This is a genomic window from Nocardia beijingensis NBRC 16342, assembly GCF_001612785.1.
Classification (GTDB): domain Bacteria; phylum Actinomycetota; class Actinomycetes; order Mycobacteriales; family Mycobacteriaceae; genus Nocardia; species Nocardia beijingensis.
Genome location: NZ_BDBC01000087.1, coordinates 1 through 17844 on the forward strand (window position 1 = coordinate 1; position 17844 = coordinate 17844).

The following is a 17844-nucleotide window of genomic DNA, read 5'->3' on the forward strand; positions in this document are numbered from 1 at the left end:
CCGCCGACGCGGCGCCGTCCACGGCGACCGAGACCACCGAAGAGTCCGGCCGGGACAGCGGCCAGCGTGGCCGCGGTCGGCAGCGGCGCGGCCGTGACCAGGCGCGATCCTCCACGGAGACGGCACCCGCCGAGACGCGTACCGAGGAACAGAAGCAGGACGCCGAGCAGGGCGGCGAGCGCCGCCGCGACCGTGGCCAGGGTGACCGGCAGAGCGATCGCGGGCAGGGCGAGCGTGGCCAGGGCGAGCGTGGCCAGGGCGAGCGTGGCCAGGGCGAGCGAGGCCAGGGCGAGCGCGGCCAGGGCGAGCGCGGCCAGCAGAGCCAGAACGGCAGCGCGGGCGGCCGCGGCGGCGACGACGAAGAAGGCGGTCGCGGCCGTCGCGGACGTCGCTTCCGTGAGCGTCGTCGTGGGCGCGACCGTGACGGCGGTGGCGGTGGCGGCGAGTCCCGCGAGCTGGAGATCCGCGAGGACGACGTCCTCCAGCCGGTCGCGGGCATCCTCGACGTGCTGGACAACTACGCCTTCGTCCGCACCTCGGGTTACCTGGCCGGGCCGAACGACGTCTACGTGTCGATGAACCTGGTCCGCAAGAACGGCCTGCGCCGCGGTGACGCGATCACCGGCGCCGTGCGCGCTCCGCGTGACGGTGAGCAGTCCAACCAGCGTCAGAAGTTCGATCCGCTGGTGCGGCTGGACACGGTCAACGGCGGCGACGTCGAGGCGGCCAAGCGCCGTCCCGAGTTCGGCAAGCTCACTCCGCTGTACCCGAACCAGCGCCTGCGGCTGGAAACCCAGCCGAACAAGCTGACCACCCGCGTGATCGACCTGATCATGCCGATCGGCAAGGGCCAGCGCGCCCTGATCGTGTCGCCGCCGAAGGCGGGTAAGACCACGATCCTGCAGGACATCGCCAACGCGATCGCGACCAACAACCCCGAGTGCTACCTGATGGTGGTGCTGGTCGACGAGCGTCCGGAAGAGGTCACCGACATGCAGCGCTCGGTGAAGGGCGAGGTCATCGCCTCGACCTTCGACCGTCCGCCGTCGGACCACACCTCGGTCGCCGAACTCGCCATCGAGCGCGCCAAGCGCCTGGTGGAGATGGGCAAGGACGTCGTCGTGCTGCTCGACTCGATCACCCGCCTCGGGCGCGCGTACAACAACTCCTCGCCCGCGTCGGGCCGAATCCTCTCCGGTGGTGTGGATTCCACCGCGCTGTACCCGCCCAAGCGGTTCCTCGGCGCGGCACGCAACATCGAGAACGGCGGCTCGCTGACGATCATCGCCACCGCCATGGTCGAGACCGGTTCGACCGGTGACACGGTGATCTTCGAGGAGTTCAAGGGCACCGGCAACGCCGAGCTCAAGCTGGACCGCAAGATCGCCGAGCGCCGGGTGTTCCCCGCGGTGGACGTCAACCCGTCCGGTACGCGTAAGGACGAGCTACTGCTCAGCCCCGACGAGGCGGCGGTACTGCACAAGCTGCGTCGCGTGCTGTCCGGCCTCGACTCGCACCAGGCGATCGATCTGCTGATCGACCGTCTGAAGAAGTCCAAGAACAACCTCGAGTTCTTGATGCAGGTGAGCAAGACCGCGCCGGGCGCGCTCGACGAGTGAGCAGTCGCGCCAGGTTGTCGCGGTGACAACGGCCGAAAGGGTCCCGCTGATGCGGGACCCTTTCGGCGTTTGTGGAGCGAAGAAGACGAGGCCAACCGTGGCCGCGCCACCGATCAGGACCGCGAGGATCAGCCCGCAGGGCCCGCCATCAGGATCGGGAGCGGCGGATTCCGGGGTCTGGACGTACACGGCGTTCTTCGGCGCGGGATAGTTCGGCAGGTCGGGGAGCGCGGATACACCGATGGCGACCGACAGTGTGAGTAGAACGAAAATCGCGGCCGCGATTCGGATGTTCACGGGGTCTCCTTCCTGTCTCGGCACGCGGAAGTGCACCAGGTCTGCAACTCTATGAACGAATTCGTTCACATTTGTGAGTAGCGGACTACCCGACTTCAGGGTCCAGGAGACGGAGCGGATTCGCGTGCCAGGACTTCCGGGGGCGCGAACGATAGGGGAGTACCTAGGCCGGGAACAAACCGCTCGCCGGGGGCGTTTTGGGAGCGTAACGGCAGTTCTGGCATACTGAACGGTCGTTGCGTCTGCTCAGGTGAGCAGAGCTCCCGCCTAGTCGGTTCCGGTTCACGCTTCGCGCGCCCGCGCGCGGGCGACCCGGCGACCACAACGAGAGGACATCCATGAAGGCAGGAATTCACCCGGCGTATGTCGACACCACGGTCGTCTGTGGTTGCGGCAACACCTTCCAGACTCGCAGCACCAAGGAGTCGGGACACATCACCGTCGAGGTCTGCTCGCAGTGCCACCCGTTCTACACCGGCAAGCAGAAGATCCTCGACACCGGTGGTCGCGTGGCCCGCTTCGAGGCCCGCTACGGCAAGCGTGCAGGCAAGAAGGCCGACGCCAAGTAGCTTCCTCGCCGACGCCCGGTCCTGCTGCGCAGGCCGGGCGTCGGTGTTTTGTATGGACAGCTACCAGGAGAAGGAAGCACCGTGACGCAACCGTCCGCCATCGACGACATTCTGGCCGAGTACGCCGGCTTGGAGACGCAGCTGGCCGATCCGTCGCTGCACAACGATGCGGGCGCCGCGCGCCGGGTCGGCAAGCGGTTCGCCGAGCTGGCCCCGGTCATGGCGACCTACCGCAAACTCGAGACCGCGCGCGACGATCTGTCGGCCGCGAAGGAACTCGCCGCCGACGACGCCGCGTTCGCCGCGGAGGTCCCGGATCTGGAACGGCAGGTCGAGGAACTGGAACAGGCCCTCGCCGACCTGCTGGCGCCACGCGACCCGCACGACGGCGACGACGTCGTGCTCGAGGTGAAATCCGGCGAGGGCGGCGAGGAGTCCGCCTTGTTCGCCGCCGACTTGGCCCGCATGTACGTGCGGTATGCCGAGCGCCACGGCTGGAAGGCGGAGATCCTCGACGTCGCCCTGTCCGACCTGGGCGGATACAAAGAGGCGACGCTGTCGATCAAGAGCCGCGACGCGGCGCGCGACGGTGTGTGGTCGCGATTCAAGTTCGAGGGCGGTGTGCACCGGGTGCAGCGCGTCCCGGTGACGGAATCGCAGGGCCGCATCCACACCTCGGCGGCGGGCGTGCTGATCTACCCGGAGCCCGACGAGATCGAAGAGGTGCAGATCGACGAGACCGATCTGCGCATCGACGTGTACCGCTCCTCTGGCAAGGGCGGCCAGGGCGTCAACACCACCGACTCCGCGGTGCGCATCACCCATCTGCCCTCCGGCATCGTGGTCACCTGCCAGAACGAGCGTTCCCAGCTGCAGAACAAAGCGCGCGCGATGCAGGTGCTCGCGGCGCGGCTGCAGGCGCTGGCGGAAGAGCAGGCCGATCAGGAGGCGGCGGCGGGCCGCGCCAGCCAGATCCGCACGGTGGACCGCTCCGAGCGCATCCGCACCTACAACTTCCCGGAGAACCGGATCACCGACCATCGGATCGGCTTCAAGGCGCACAACCTCGACGCCGTGCTGGACGGGGACCTCGACGCGCTGCTGGACGCGCTGGGGAAGGCGGACCGCGAAGCGCGTATGGCCGCGGAATGACCACCCGAGTAGCGCTGCGCCCCGCCATCAACGAGGCCGTCGAGACGTTACGGGCCGCCGGGGTGCACAGCCCGCAGGCCGACGCCGAGCATCTGGCCGCGCACGTCCTCGGCGTGCAGCGGACCAGGCTGATGCTGACCCCCCTCGTCTCGCCCGCCGAGCTGGCCGCCTACCGCGAGCTGGTCGCCCGCCGGGCCGAGCGAATCCCGTTGCAGCACTTGACCGGAACGGCTGTGATGGGTGCGCTCGATCTCGCGGTCGGCCCCGGCGTCTTCGTGCCGCGCCCGGAGACCGAGTTGCTGTACGCCTGGGCGCTGGCGCAGTTGGAGGCCCTGCCGCACGATCACGCGCCGATCGTCGTCGACCTGTGCACCGGATCGGGCGCGCTAGCGCTGGCCCTCGCGCACGCGCGCCCCGATGCCGAAGTGCACGCCGTGGAACTCGATCCCGCCGCGCAGGTCTGGGCCCGGCGCAACGCCGACGACCGGATCGCGGCGGGCGATACCCCGATCACCCTCTACGCCGACGACGCCACCGATCCCGCCCTGCTCACCGACCTGAACGGCCGCGTGGACATCGTGGTGTCCAACCCGCCCTATATCCCCGAAGGCGCTCCCCTCGACCCCGAAGTGGCCGACCACGATCCGTCCATCGCCTTGTTCGGCGGCTCCGACGGTCTATCGGTCATCCGCGGCATGATTCCGAACATCACCCGGCTGCTGCGCTCCGGCGGAGCCACCGCCATCGAACACGACGACACCAACGGTTCCGGCGTAGCTGCCCTCCTCACCGCCACCGGCGCCTTCACCGACGTCGTCGAACACCCCGACCTGGCAGGCAAGCCCCGCTTCGTCGCCGCTATGCACACGTGAGGGAGTCTTCCCGCGGTTCTTCGCGTGGGGCACCGAATTCGTGTGGTCTTTCCCGGCTCCTGTGATGCCGACCACGTCGCATCGGCGCGGCTGCCGCACGGCACTGTGCGCTGCCGAACGGAGGGGTTTGCACTCGGCGACTATGGCGTGCGCGGCACTGTACAGTCGGCCAACGGCAAGGCCCGCGCTCGAGACGATCGCGAGCGCGCCGCGTATTGCACCGAGCCCCAAAGGCCGCATCGAGGATGCTCCCGATGCGCGGCGGCAGCCGCCGCATCCCACGTGACAACAGATTTCGTACGCACATGGGTAACTCGCCGGGCACGCCCAGAACTCGCTCGGCACCCGGCGCAAGACCTGAACGCAACTCTCGTTTCACCCCACTAGTACGGCCTGAGTTCTCGGAGAGGCGGCCCAGCATGCCAGGATGGTTGCCGTGAGTACCGTCTACGACTGCGCGGATCCCGACTCGCGCGCCGCCGGACTGTCCGCAGCCACCAGCGCCCTGAAATCCGGACGGCTGGTCGTGCTGCCCACCGACACCCTGTACGGGCTCGGCGCCGACGCGTTCGATTCGGCGGCGGTGAGTTCGCTGCTCGCGGCCAAGCGCCGCGGCAGGGACATGCCGGTGCCGGTGCTCGTCGGTTCCTGGCACACCATCGACGGCCTGGTGTTCTCGGTGCGTCCGCAGGCGCGTGAGCTGATCCGGGCGTTCTGGCCCGGCGGCCTGAGTCTCGTTGTGCAGCAAGCGCCTTCGCTGGCCTGGGATCTCGGCGACACCCGCGGGACGGTGATGCTGCGGATGCCGCTGCACCCGGTCGCGCTCGAACTGTTGCGTGAGGTCGGTCCGCTGGCGGTGTCCAGCGCCAACGTGTCGGGGCAGCCGCCCGCGAAGACCGCCGCCGAGGCCCGCGAGCAGCTCGGCGATCTGGTCGGCGTCTATCTCGACGGCGGCCCTGCCGAGCACGCGGTCGCCTCGACCATCGTGGACCTGACCGCCGACCAGCCGCGGATCCTGCGCGTCGGCGCGGTGCCCGTCGCCGACATCGCCGAGGTGCTCGGCATGTCGCCGGAAGCGCTCAGCGGCGCCGCCCAGCGCGGATGATGGGTTCGAGCGCCGTCGTCCCGCTGCGGGAGCTGCTCGTCGTGCTGCTCATCTCCGCGGTGGTGACCTTCCTGGCCACCGGCGGGGTGCGGGTGCTCGCGATCGGCTTCGGCGCGGTGGCCGTGCCGCGTGACCGCGACGTGCACCTCAAACCGATTCCGCGGATGGGCGGCGTCGGCATGTACATCGGCGTGGTCGCCGCGGTGCTGTTCGCCCACCAGCTGCCCGCGCTGCGCAGCGGCTTCGACTACAAACCCAACATTCCGATCGCCGTGCTGGTGGCGGCCACGATCATCGTGCTGGTCGGCATCGTCGACGACCGCTGGGGCCTCGACGCGCTGACGAAGTTCGCGGGACAGGTGACGGCGGCGGGTGTGATGGCCGTCATGGGCCTGGGCTGGTACGTCATCTACAACCCGTTCAGCAACACCACGGTGGTGCTGGACGGACTGCAGGGCGGCTTGGTCACGGTCGCGGTCACCGTCACCCTGGTCAACGCCATGAACTTCGTCGACGGTCTGGACGGCCTCGCGGCGGGCTTGGGACTGATCGCCGCGCTGGCGGTCTTCGTGTTCTGCCTCGGGCTGATGAACGAGCAGGGCGGCTCGGTGGACACCTATCCGCCCGCGCTGCTCGCCGCCGCGCTCGCGGGTGGCTGCCTGGGATTCCTGCCGCACAATTTCCAGCCCGCCCGCATTTTCATGGGCGACTCCGGCTCGATGTTGATCGGATTGATGCTGGCCGCGGTCTCGACCGGCGCCTCGGGGCGAATCCCGCTGCAGGGATACGGTCCGCGCGACATCGTGGGTCTGCTTTCTCCGCTGTTGCTGGTCGGCGCGGTGATGTTCATTCCGGTGCTGGACCTGTTGCTCGCCATTGTGCGCCGAGTGCGCGCTGGGGTGAGTTTCTCGACGCCGGACAAAATGCACTTGCATCATCGCTTGCTGCAGATCGGTCATTCCCATCGCCGCGTGGTGTTGTTGATCTATTTGTGGGTCGGCGTGCTCGCCTTCGGCGCGGTCGGCACCTCGCTGATGGATCGCACGCTGGTCGTATTGCTGATGGCGGGCGGGCTGGTTTTCGCGTTGGTGATCACCGCCGTTCCGGGGCTGCGGCGTGGGGACCCGGCGGGCGACGGATCGGCGTCCGGGTAAAGTCGGCGACTGTGAGCTTCACACCCGAACCTGTCCCCGGCCCCGACGCGCCGCTGCGCGCCGCGCTGCGCTACGGACTGATCGGCTTGGGCGTGCTGGTGGTGCTGGCCGTGGCGCTCGGCGCCGCCGTCTCGGGCGTCGCCGGTGTGTGGGGTGCGGTCTTGGGCGCCGCGATCGGCGGCGGTTTCATCCTGACCACCGCCGCGGTCGTGCTCTTCGGCGCGAAACTGCCGCCGAGCACCGCCGGTCTGGTCATGCTGGTCAGCTGGGCGCTCAAGCTCCTGGTGGCGCTGATCGTCGTCGCGATCCTCCAGCGGTTCGACTTCTACGACCGCGTCGTCCTGTTCCTCACCGTGGTCGGCGCCCTGGTCATCGTGCTCGGCGCGGAAACCTACGGCGTTGTCCGGCAGAAGGTTCCGTACGTGACGACCACCGACTCCGAACCCGCCTCCGGTACCCGCGAGTAACGAAAAACCCCCACCCCCTACACGCTGTCGTAGATGACTTGGTAAAGTGTTGGTAAGCAAGCGACCAAGTCGGGGATCAGTGAGGGGTCACCGCCGAGATCCCCTGCATGGGTCGCTATGCTTACTGCCGTGCCGGGCTCCGAGGGGTGTTCCGGTTCTGCATGTCGACGAATGTCGCCGACACACGTACAGACGCCTGGTGGATTTCGAACCACCGCACAGCTGCTGACGAACTTCGAGCCGACCTGAGTCGACCCAAATTGATCGTCAATGTCCGATCGAACCGCGGGAATGACCGTACCCGCGGCCCGAACACGGGAGAGAACGCTGAGCGTCACCACTCTGGCGGCCGAGTTCCACGCGCCGTCGCTTACCGACTTCTTCCCTCCAGCTGTGCTGTTCGAGGGAACGCCGTTCGAACTCGATCGATTGATGCTGATCCGCATTCTGATGACGGCCGTTCTCTGCGTCGTGATGGTGCTGGCATTCCGCTCGCCCCGGATCGTTCCGCGCGGCTTGCAGAATGTCGCCGAAATCGGCCTGGTCTTCGTCAAGGAGCAGATCTGTGGCGAGGTCCTCGGCAAGGAAACGGGACGGAAGTTCTTCCCGCTGATCGCGACGATCTTCTTCACGGTCCTCTTTCTGAACTTCTCGGGTGTCGTTCCGGGGTTGAACATCTCGTCGAACGCCCGAATCGGCATGCCGCTGGTGCTGGCCGTCATCGCGTACCTGGCGTTCAACTACGTCGGTATCAGGAAGTACGGCTTCTTCAACTACATGCGCAGCAGCATCGTCGTTCCGAACGTTCCCCCCGCGCTGCACGTGCTGCTGATTCCGATCGAGTTCGTCTCGACCTTCATCCTGCGCCCGTTCACGCTGACCGTCCGACTCATGGCGAACATGCTGGCCGGCCACATCATGCTGGTGCTGTTCTTCAGCGCGACCTGGTTCTTCCTGTTCGACGCCACCTCGTGGATGAAGGTGTTCTCGCCGTTCTCGCTGCTCGCGGGACTCGGATTCACGCTCTTCGAGCTGTTGGTCATCTTCCTGCAGGCCTACGTGTTTGCGCTGCTGACCGCCGTATACATCGGACTCGCGCAGCACGCGGCCGATCACTGACCCGACCGACACAACTACCGGAAACCTGCTACACCACGCCGACCGGCGGGTGAGCAACAGAAAGGGAATGGAAGACTCATGAGCCTCGCTTACCTGGCCCAGGAAGCCGCCACCAACGAGAGCACCTTCAAGGGCCTGGGCGCCGTCGGCTACGGTCTCGCCGCGATCGGCCCCGGCATCGGCGTCGGCATCGTCGTCGGTAAGGCGATCGAGGGCATCGCGCGTCAGCCCGAGCTGCAGGGCACGATCCGCACCAACATGTTCCTCGGTATCGCGTTCACCGAGGCCCTCGCCCTCATCGGTCTCGTCGCCGGCTTCATTTTCTGATTCCGATGTACGAGTCAGTTTTGCTCGCGGCGGCGGAGGGAGAGGATGTGAATCCTCTCGTCCCCGAAACGTACGACATCGTCTGGTCGATCGTCTGCGTCGTCATCATCGCGGCCCTGTTCTACAAGTACGTGGTCCCGCGCTTGATGAAGACGCTCGACGAGCGTTCCGAGAAGATCGAAGGCGGCATCGCTCGCGCGGAAGCCGCGCAGGAAGAAGCTCAGCTCACCCTGCAGCAGTACCAGCAGCAACTGGCCGACGCCCGGCTCGAGGCCGCGCGCATCCGGGAGGACGCGCGCACCCAGGGCCAGGAGATCCTGGCGCAGATGCGCTCGGAGGCCCAGGCCGAGGCCGACCGCATCATCGCGGCTGGCCACACCCAGCTGGAAGCACAGCGCCAGCAGATCCTGACGGAGCTGCGCCACGAGGTCGGCCGCACGGCCGTCGACCTGGCCGAGAAGATCATCGGGCAGTCGGTTTCGGACGAGGCCAAGCAGGCTGCCTCGATCGACCGGTTCCTCGACGAGCTCGACCAGACCGACGCAGGCATCGGGGTCGGAAGGTAACGACGCGAAAGTGAGAAGCATGTACGCAGCGAGCCGCGAGGCCAGTGCCCGGTCTCGGGAGGCGCTTCGGGCCGCTCTGACCGGAAGCGACAGTGCTGCGGCCACGACGGGCTCGGAACTGTTCGCCGTTGTCGCCGTGCTGGACGACCAGCGTTCGCTGCGTGTGGCGCTCGCGGACGTGTCGGTGCCGGGTTCCGCGCGCGCGGAACTCAGCGAGCGGGTCTTCGGCGGCAAGGTCAGCGCTGCCACGCTGGCAGTGCTGACCACCGCGGTGGCCGAGAACTGGTCGCGCACCTCCGATCTGGTGGACACCTTGGTGTTGCTCGGCCAGGAGGCGTTGCTGGAGTCGGCGGCCCAGCGCGGCCGGATCGAAGCGGTCGAGGACGAGCTGTTCCGGCTCGGCCGGATCATCAGCGACAACCCCGAGTTGGAGCAGGCGCTCTCGGATCGGTCGCAGCAGGCTTCGGCCAAGAGCGAGCTGATCCAACGGCTGCTCGCGGGCAAGACGGAGCCCATCACCCTGACCCTGGCGGAGCAGGTGGTGACCAGGCAGCGGTCGGGCATCAGCGCCGCCTTCGACGAGCTGTCCGACCTCGCGGCGGCGCGCCGCGATCAGATCGTCGCGCATGTGCGCGCCGCGATCGGGCTCACCGAGCAGCAGCGCGACCGGCTTGCCGCCTCGCTGCGGCGCATCTACGGCAAGGCGACCACGGTGCACATCCAGGTCGACCCGAGTTTGCTGAGCGGAGTCGTGGTGCGCGTCGGTGACGACGTGATCGACGGCAGCGCCATCGGCCGACTGGAGAAGATGCGCAGGGCCCTGACCTAGCGCGCTTCCACCACCCCCGACATTCCAGACCCAGACAGCGAGAGCAGGAAGAACATGGCGGAGCTGACGATCTCCTCCGACGAGATCCGTAGCGCGATCGAGAGCTACACCAAGAGCTACACCCCCGAGACCTCCATCGAAGAAGTCGGTGTGGTCACCGACACCAGTGACGGCATCGCGCACGTCAGCGGCCTGCCTTCGGCGATGGCCAACGAGCTGCTCGAGTTCCCGGGCGGCGTGCTCGGCGTCGCGCTGAACCTCGAGGACCGTGAGATCGGCGCGGTCATCCTCGGCGAGTTCGCCGAGATCGAGGAGGGCCAGGAGGTCCGCAGGACCGGTGACGTGCTCTCGGTTCCGGTCGGCGACAAGTTCCTCGGCCGCGTGGTGAACCCGCTGGGCCAGCCGATCGACGGCCTCGGCGAGATCGAGTCCGAGGAACAGCGCGTGCTCGAGCTGCAGGCCGCGACCGTGCTGGAGCGCCAGCCGGTCGAGGAGCCGCTGGCCACCGGCATCACCGCGATCGACGCGCTGACCGCCATCGGCCGCGGCCAGCGTCAGCTGATCATCGGCGACCGCAAGACCGGCAAGACCGCGGTCTGCATCGACGCGATCCTGAACCAGAAGGCCAACTGGGAGACCGGCGACCCGACCAAGCAGGTCCGCTGCATCTACGTCGCCATCGGCCAGAAGGGCTCCACCATCGCGGGCGTGAAGGCCGCGCTGGAGCAGCACGGCGCGCTGGAGTACACCACCATCGTCGCCGCCCCGGCCTCCGACTCCGCCGGCTTCAAGTGGCTGGCCCCCTACACCGGTTCGGCCATCGGCCAGCACTGGATGTACCAGGGCAAGCACGTGCTCATCGTGTTCGACGACCTGACCAAGCAGGCCGAGGCCTACCGCGCCATCTCGCTGCTGCTGCGTCGTCCGCCGGGCCGCGAGGCGTACCCCGGTGACGTCTTCTACCTGCACTCCCGGCTGCTGGAGCGCTGCGCGAAGCTGTCCGACGAGCTGGGCGGCGGCTCGATGACCGGTCTGCCGATCATCGAGACCAAGGCCAACGACATCTCGGCGTTCATCCCGACCAACGTCATCTCCATCACCGACGGCCAGGTGTTCCTCGAGTCCGACCTGTTCAACAAGGGCGTCCGCCCCGCGATCAACGTCGGTACCTCGGTCTCCCGCGTCGGTGGCGCCGCCCAGACCAAGGGCATGAAGAAGGTCGCCGGTTCGCTGCGCCTCGAGCTGGCGCAGTACCGCGAGCTGGAGGCGTTCTCCGCCTTCGCCTCCGACCTGGACGCGGCCTCGCTGGCCCAGCTCGAGCGCGGCGCCCGCTGGGTCGAGCTGCTCAAGCAGGACCAGTACTCGCCGGTGCCGGTCGAGGACCAGATCATTTCGATCTACCTGGTCGACCGCGGCCACTTCGACTCGATCCCGGTCGCCGACATCCGCCGCTTCAACGCCGAACTGCTCGAGGATCTGCACCGCAGCGCCGCCGACGCGTTCAAGGCGATCGAGGGCGGCAAGGTGCTCGACGGCGAGGCGGCCGAGCAGGTCGAGGCGGCGACCAAGAAGTTCCTCGGGACCTTCCTCACCTCCGACGGCACTCCCGTGGTGAACGAGGCGGAGGCGGGCCAGCTCGACCACGAAGAGGTCGAGTCGCTGTCGGTGACCCGCAAGCACGTCGAGAAGTAACGCGAGCCGGCAAATGCGCTATTCGATCCGCGGCGTACGCGACGGGCACGGGAGTGGAAGTAACCACCTCGTGCCCGGCGGACGCCGCCCATCCCACGCAGCGAATGAAGGGAGTGTGAACCGCTGATGGCAAGTTTGCGTGAATTGCGCTCCCGCATTCGTGGTGTGAATTCGATCAAGAAGATCACCAAGGCCCAGGAGCTGATCGCGACCTCGCGCATCTCCAAGGCCCAGGCGAGGGTCGCGGCCGCGAAGCCGTACGCGGAGGAGATCACCAAGGTCCTCAGTGAGCTGGCGAGCGCGTCGAAGAACCTGTCGCATCCGCTGCTGACCGAGCGCCCCAACCCGCGCCGGGCGGCCGTGCTGGTGATCACCAGTGACAGCGGCATGTGTGGTGGCTACAACTCGAACGTGCTCAAGCGTGCCGAAGAGCTGATGACCACCCTGCGCGACGAGGGCAAGGAGCCGGTGCTGTACGTCATGGGCAACAAGGGCCTGACGTACTACGCCTTCCGCAACCGCCCGTACGTGTCGGCGTGGACCGGGTTCTCGCAGCAGCCGAAGTACACCGATGCTTCCTCGGCCTGCCATCACCTGGTCGACGCCTTCATGGCGGGCTCCGACGGGGCCGTGCCCGCTCCGAACGGCACGGGTGACATCGCCGGTGTCGATGAGCTGCACGTCGTGTACACCCGCTTCGTGTCGATGCTGACGCAGACCCCTGAGGTGCGCCGCTTGGCGCCGATCCAGGTGAGCTACGTCGACGAGAACTTCGACCTGGGTGAGGACATCGTGTCGGATTCCCCGACCGCGGACGTCCACGCGCAGTACGAATTCGAGCCCGACGCCGATGTGCTGCTGGCGGCGCTGCTGCCGAAGTACGTCAACACGCGCATCTACGCGTCGTTGCTCGAGGCAGCGGCATCCGAGTCAGCGGCTCGGCGCACCGCAATGAAGGCCGCCACCGACAACGCCAACGAGCTCGCGAGCGTGCTCCAGCGCGAGGCGAACTCGGTGCGTCAGGCCCAGATCACGCAGGAAATCAGCGAAATCGTCGGCGGCGTGAACGCGCTGGCGTCGAGCTCGGACCGCGACTAAGCGCCTGCGGCTCCCGAGAGCCGCACATCGACACGGAGAGAACCAACACCAATGACCGCAGCTGTCACTCAAGACAACACGAGCCGGACCGGCGGCGCCGCAGGTCGCGTCGTCCGGGTCATCGGCCCCGTCGTGGACGTCGAGTTCCCGCGCGGAGCCATCCCCGAGCTGTTCAACGCTCTGCACGCCGAGATCACCCTGACCTCGGTGGCCAAGACGCTGACCCTCGAGGTCGCCCAGCACCTCGGCGACAACATCGTGCGCACCATCTCGATGCAGCCGACCGACGGCCTGGTCCGCGGCGCCACCGTCACCGACACCGGCAAGCCGATCTCGGTGCCGGTCGGTGACGTGGTCAAGGGCCACGTCTTCAACGCGCTCGGCGACTGCCTGGACACCCCCGGCCTCGGCCGCGATGGCGAGCAGTGGGGCATCCACCGCAAGCCGCCGTCGTTCGACCAGCTCGAGGGCAAGACTGAGATCCTGGAGACGGGCATCAAGGTCATCGACCTGCTCACCCCGTACGTGAAGGGTGGCAAGATCGGTCTGTTCGGTGGCGCCGGTGTCGGCAAGACCGTTCTGATCCAGGAGATGATCACCCGTATCGCCCGGGAGTTCTCCGGCACCTCGGTGTTCGCCGGCGTCGGCGAGCGCACCCGTGAGGGCACCGACCTTCGCCTGGAGATGGAGGAGATGGGCGTCCTCCAGGACACCGCCCTCGTCTTCGGCCAGATGGACGAGCCGCCGGGCACCCGTATGCGCGTCGCCCTCTCGGCCCTGACCATGGCCGAGTACTTCCGCGACGTGCAGCACCAGGACGTGCTGCTGTTCATCGACAACATCTTCCGGTTCACCCAGGCGGGTTCCGAGGTGTCGACCCTGCTCGGCCGCATGCCCTCCGCCGTCGGTTACCAGCCCACGCTGGCCGACGAGATGGGTGAGCTGCAGGAGCGCATCACCTCGACCCGTGGTCGGTCCATCACGTCGCTGCAGGCGATCTACGTGCCCGCCGACGACTACACCGACCCGGCTCCGGCGACCACCTTCGCCCACCTCGACGCGACGACCGAGCTCTCCCGCCCGATCTCGCAGAAGGGCATCTACCCGGCCGTCGACCCGCTGACCTCGACCTCCCGCATCCTGGAGGCCTCGATCGTCGGCGACCGGCACTTCCGGGTGGCCAACGAGGTGAAGCGGATCCTGCAGAAGTACAAGGAACTGCAGGACATCATCGCCATCCTCGGTATGGACGAGCTGTCCGAAGAGGACAAGGTGCTCGTCGGCCGCGCCCGTCGCCTGGAGAAGTTCCTTGGCCAGAACTTCATCGTGGCCGAGAAGTTCACCGGTCAGCCGGGTTCGGTCGTGCCGCTCGAGCAGACCATCGACGACTTCGACCGCGTCTGCAAGGGTGAGTTCGACAACTACCCGGAGCAGGCCTTCAACAGCTGCGGTGGTCTCGACGACGTCGAGGCGGCCGCGAAGAAGATCCTCGGAAAGTAGTCACCGATGGCGGAAATGTCAGTCGATCTCGTCGCGGTCGAACGTCTGCTCTGGTCCGGCCAGGCGACGTTCGTCAGCGCGCAGACCACCGAGGGCCAGATCGGCATCATGGCGGGCCATGAACCCTTGCTCGGCCAGCTGGTCGAGGGCGGCACCGTGACGATCGTGGACACCGATGGTCAGCGGGTCGTCGCCGCGGTGCACGGCGGCTTCTTCTCGGTGACCGCGAACTCGGTTCGGGTGCTCGCCGAGTCGGCGGAATTCGCCGACGAGGTGGACGTCGAGGAGGCCCGCAGGGTGCTGGCCGACTCCGCTGCCAGCGAGGAGCAGCAGCGGGTCGCTCAGGCTCGGGTGCGCGCGGTCGAGCAGACCACGAACGCGTAACTACAACCTGTTATCGAGAACGATCGCTGTCGGCGGTGAAGCCTTCTTCACCGCCGACAGCGTCTTTCAGGCGAGTCGGACACGGCCGGGGCATTTGTAAACTCGCGGCCGTGATTGAATGACCGCACGCGGTGTGCGCGTCGGGGCTCGGAGGCGAAAGCCTGCGTAACACGAATAGCTTGTGCACATCGCCAGTGGAATACCGTGTGGACCACACGGCGGCGGAGCGAAGGGACGAACGCATTGCAAACCGGGATGGTTCTCCTGATCATTCTGGTGCTGACGCTCGTGTTCTTGGCCCTCGCTTCGACTTACCGCCTGATCATGCTGCGGCGCGGCGGAACCGCCGCGATCCTGCGTGTCCTCCCCGCTCGCGGCGGTCAGGGGTGGCGGCACGGACTGATCCGCTACGACGAGGACCGTCTCGTCTTCTTCAAACTCACCAGCCTGAAACTGGGCCCGGACTCCACCATTCAGCGGCAGGGCATCGAGATCGGCGATCGCCGCGGCCCGCGCGGTGACGAGTACGACATCATGACCGACGACATCGCCGTGATCGCGGTGTCCGACCGCGCGGGCGACTTCGAGCTGGCCCTTGATCGCGACTCCCTGACCGCCTTTCTCTCCTGGGTGGAGTCCCGCCCCTCCGATCGCACCCGGCGGATGCCGGGCCTGTAGTCATCCTGGGTCCGACGGCTATCGGCGGCCCGCGCCCGCCGCTCCCGTTAGGGTTGTGCTGTGAGCGTGCACTTGACCCGGATCTACACCCGGACCGGCGATGACGGGACCACGGGATTGAGCGACTTCTCCCGGGTCGCGAAAACCGACCCACGCTTGGTCGCCTACGCAGACTGCGACGAGACGAACGCCGCCATCGGCGTCGCGATCGCCCTCGGCGGCCCGGATGAAACGATGCTCGCGGTGCTGCGGCAGATACAGAACGATCTGTTCGACGCCGGGGCCGACCTGTCCACCCCCGTGGTCGCGGAGCCGAAGTATCCGCCGCTGCGGGTAACCCAGCCCTACATCGATCGGCTCGAAGCATGGTGCGACGAGTTCAATTCCGGGCTGCCCGCGCTCGATTCGTTCATCCTGCCCGGCGGAACGCCGCTGGCGGCGCTGCTGCACACCGCGCGAACGGTCGCTCGCCGCGCGGAGCGCTCGGCCTGGGCGGCGATCGAGACCCATCCGGAGGACACCAACGTGTTGCCGGCCAAGTACCTCAATCGCCTCTCGGACCTGCTGTTCATCCTGAGCCGGGTGGCCAATCCCGGCGGCGATATCCTGTGGAAGCCCGGCGGAGAACGGCCGGGCGTCTGATCGCGTAGCACCGCAGGCGCGTACCCGAGCGATCGCTGGGTATGGCCGACAAGGTGACGAGACCACCTCGTCGATCGCAGTACGCCCATCCCGCGGCACTCGCTCCGACAGCGAAAACGTCCGGAGGCGAGGGGAGTCGTGGAGAGGCGGCACCGGAGTGCGCCGCCCCAACTATCCTTGCACCAACAGTGCGCCGAATACGCGGAGAGGCGGCATGGAACGGTTTTTGGTTACCGGCGGAAATCGACTCGTCGGTGAGGTCACGGTGGGGGGCGCCAAGAACAGCGTCCTCAAACTGATGGCCGCTGCGTTGCTGGCCGAGGGCACCACCACGATCACGAACTGTCCGGACATCCTCGACGTGCCGCTGATGGGCGATGTCCTCCGTGGTCTCGGCTGCGACGTGACCATCGACGGCGGGGTGGTCAGCATCACCACGCCCGCCGAACCGAAGTATCACGCGGACTTCCCTGCGGTGACCCAGTTCCGCGCGTCGGTGTGCGTGCTCGGTCCGCTGATGGCGCGCTGCAAGCGCGCCGTCGTCGCGCTGCCCGGCGGTGACGCCATCGGTTCCCGCCCGCTGGACATGCACCAGGCTGGTCTGCGCCTGCTCGGCGCGACCAGCGAGATCGAACACGGCTGTGTGGTGGCCAAGGCCGACGAGTTGCAGGGCGCACGAATCCGGCTGGACTTCCCCTCGGTCGGCGCGACCGAGAACATCCTCATGGCGGCGGTGCTCGCCGAGGGGGAGACGGTGATCGACAACGCGGCGCGCGAGCCCGACATCGTCGATCTGTGCAACATGCTCGTCCAGATGGGCGCGCGGATCAGTGGCGCGGGCACCTCGGTGCTCACCATTCAGGGGGTCGAACGCCTCCACCCGACCACGCACCGCGTGATCGGCGACCGCATCGTCGCCGCGACCTGGGGCATCGCCGCAGCGATGACGCTGGGCGACATCCGCGTCACCGGCGTGAACCCCAAGCACCTGTCGCTGGTGCTGGACAAGTTGCGGTCAGCGGGTGCGCGCATCTCCTTCGAGCAGGACGGCTTCCGGGTGGTCCAGGCCGAGCGGCCGCGCGCGGTGAACTTCTCCACCCTGCCGTTCCCCGGTTTCCCCACCGACTTGCAGCCGATGGCCATCGGCCTCGCGTCCATCGCGGACGGCACTTCGATGATCACCGAGAACATCTTCGAGGCGCGCTTCCGGTTCGTGGAGGAGATGATCCGGCTCGGCGCCGACGCGCGCACCGATGGGCACCACGCGGTGGTGCGCGGGATTCCGCGGTTGTCGAGCGCGCCGGTGTGGTCCTCGGACATCAGGGCCGGCGCTGGTCTGGTCCTCGCGGGCTTGGTCGCCGACGGGACCACCGAAGTGCACGACGTCTTCCACATCGACCGCGGATATCCCAACTTCGTCGAGCAGCTGCAGGCCCTCGGCGGCGATGTAACGCGGGTCGGCGTCACGGATTGAGCGCCGCGGCGTCCGGGTCGGTGGCAAGTTACGCAAAGTGTTCTTGAAAAACGCGCGCTGACCAGGTGATTTGACATGGTGCACGCAGACACGTAACTTATTCCAAGTCAGAGCGACACGGACACCGACCCGGGGCCGAGGAGCTGAGCGGAAACGCTGAGCGAGAGGCCAGGGAAACGAGGTAGGACGAGGAGCGCCTGACGATCACACGAGCTCGAACGAGACCCCGGTTTGCAACTGGGTTCACGGCTGAGCTAGGCTTGAAAAGTTGCTTCACCGATCAATCGGGTCAAACCGAAC

At 67.4% G+C, this 17844-nt stretch carries 18 protein-coding genes; all 18 read left to right on the plus strand.

Annotated features, from left to right (window positions below; translation table 11 throughout):
• Positions 1–1619: transcription termination factor Rho (gene rho, locus NB3_RS33465; protein WP_067811443.1), on the plus strand; the 1619-nt coding region annotated here is incomplete at its 5' end.
• Between the two features lie 635 nt (positions 1620–2254).
• Positions 2255–2485, plus strand: coding sequence for a 50S ribosomal protein L31 (gene rpmE, locus NB3_RS33470; RefSeq protein WP_011207583.1), 231 nt, complete (start codon positions 2255–2257; stop codon positions 2483–2485).
• Positions 2486–2566: 81 nt separating this feature from the next.
• On the plus strand, positions 2567–3637 hold the full coding sequence (prfA, locus tag NB3_RS33475; RefSeq protein ID WP_067811446.1) for a peptide chain release factor 1: 1071 nt from the start codon (positions 2567–2569) through the stop codon (positions 3635–3637).
• A complete protein-coding gene (prmC, locus tag NB3_RS33480) occupies positions 3634–4509 on the plus strand; it encodes a peptide chain release factor N(5)-glutamine methyltransferase (RefSeq protein ID WP_067811448.1) in 876 nt (291 codons plus the stop codon). Before prfA ends, prmC begins: the two co-directional genes overlap by 4 nt.
• Positions 4510–4945: 436 nt before the next feature.
• Positions 4946–5614 carry an L-threonylcarbamoyladenylate synthase gene (locus NB3_RS33485; protein ID WP_067811451.1) on the plus strand — a complete coding sequence of 223 codons (669 nt, stop codon included), beginning with the start codon at positions 4946–4948 and terminating at the stop codon, positions 5612–5614.
• Complete coding sequence (locus NB3_RS33490) at positions 5611–6768, plus strand: glycosyltransferase family 4 protein (RefSeq protein ID WP_067811454.1); 1158 nt, start codon at positions 5611–5613, stop codon at positions 6766–6768. Before NB3_RS33485 ends, NB3_RS33490 begins: the two co-directional genes overlap by 4 nt.
• Positions 6769–6779: 11 nt before the next feature.
• Positions 6780–7235, plus strand: coding sequence for a Cg1360 family ATP-synthase-associated protein (locus tag NB3_RS33495; protein WP_067811457.1), 456 nt, complete (start codon positions 6780–6782; stop codon positions 7233–7235).
• A gap of 291 nt (positions 7236–7526) precedes the next feature.
• Positions 7527–8354 (plus strand): F0F1 ATP synthase subunit A, encoded by an 828-nt coding sequence (gene atpB, locus NB3_RS33500; RefSeq protein WP_157112162.1) that lies wholly within the window; start codon positions 7527–7529, stop codon positions 8352–8354.
• Positions 8355–8432: 78 nt separating this feature from the next.
• Positions 8433–8681 (plus strand): ATP synthase F0 subunit C, encoded by a 249-nt coding sequence (locus NB3_RS33505; RefSeq protein WP_039796339.1) that lies wholly within the window; start codon positions 8433–8435, stop codon positions 8679–8681.
• 5 nt (positions 8682–8686) lie between these two features.
• Positions 8687–9247, plus strand: a complete 561-nt coding sequence (locus tag NB3_RS33510; RefSeq protein ID WP_067811460.1) for a F0F1 ATP synthase subunit B — start codon at positions 8687–8689, stop codon at positions 9245–9247.
• Positions 9248–9266: 19 nt separating this feature from the next.
• Positions 9267–10076, plus strand: coding sequence for a F0F1 ATP synthase subunit delta (locus tag NB3_RS33515; protein WP_067811464.1), 810 nt, complete (start codon positions 9267–9269; stop codon positions 10074–10076).
• A 54-nt stretch (positions 10077–10130) separates the two neighbouring features.
• On the plus strand, positions 10131–11768 hold the full coding sequence (gene atpA / locus NB3_RS33520) for a F0F1 ATP synthase subunit alpha (protein WP_067811466.1): 1638 nt from the start codon (positions 10131–10133) through the stop codon (positions 11766–11768).
• Between the two features lie 126 nt (positions 11769–11894).
• The gene (locus NB3_RS33525; RefSeq protein WP_067811469.1) at positions 11895–12866 is read left to right on the plus strand and encodes a F0F1 ATP synthase subunit gamma; all 972 of its coding nucleotides are present in this window, start codon (positions 11895–11897) and stop codon (positions 12864–12866) included.
• Positions 12867–12917: 51 nt separating this feature from the next.
• Positions 12918–14366 carry a F0F1 ATP synthase subunit beta gene (gene atpD / locus NB3_RS33530; protein ID WP_067811471.1) on the plus strand — a complete coding sequence of 483 codons (1449 nt, stop codon included), beginning with the start codon at positions 12918–12920 and terminating at the stop codon, positions 14364–14366.
• 6 nt (positions 14367–14372) lie between these two features.
• Positions 14373–14750 carry a F0F1 ATP synthase subunit epsilon gene (locus NB3_RS33535; RefSeq protein WP_067811474.1) on the plus strand — a complete coding sequence of 126 codons (378 nt, stop codon included), beginning with the start codon at positions 14373–14375 and terminating at the stop codon, positions 14748–14750.
• A 255-nt stretch (positions 14751–15005) separates the two neighbouring features.
• Entirely contained in the window at positions 15006–15428 is a 423-nt protein-coding gene (locus tag NB3_RS33540) for a DUF2550 domain-containing protein (protein WP_067811477.1), read from the plus strand.
• A gap of 60 nt (positions 15429–15488) precedes the next feature.
• On the plus strand, positions 15489–16070 hold the full coding sequence (locus tag NB3_RS33545; RefSeq protein WP_067811480.1) for a cob(I)yrinic acid a,c-diamide adenosyltransferase: 582 nt from the start codon (positions 15489–15491) through the stop codon (positions 16068–16070).
• Between the two features lie 214 nt (positions 16071–16284).
• Complete coding sequence (murA, locus tag NB3_RS33550; RefSeq protein ID WP_067811483.1) at positions 16285–17544, plus strand: UDP-N-acetylglucosamine 1-carboxyvinyltransferase; 1260 nt, start codon at positions 16285–16287, stop codon at positions 17542–17544.
• Positions 17545–17844 lie beyond the last annotated feature (300 nt).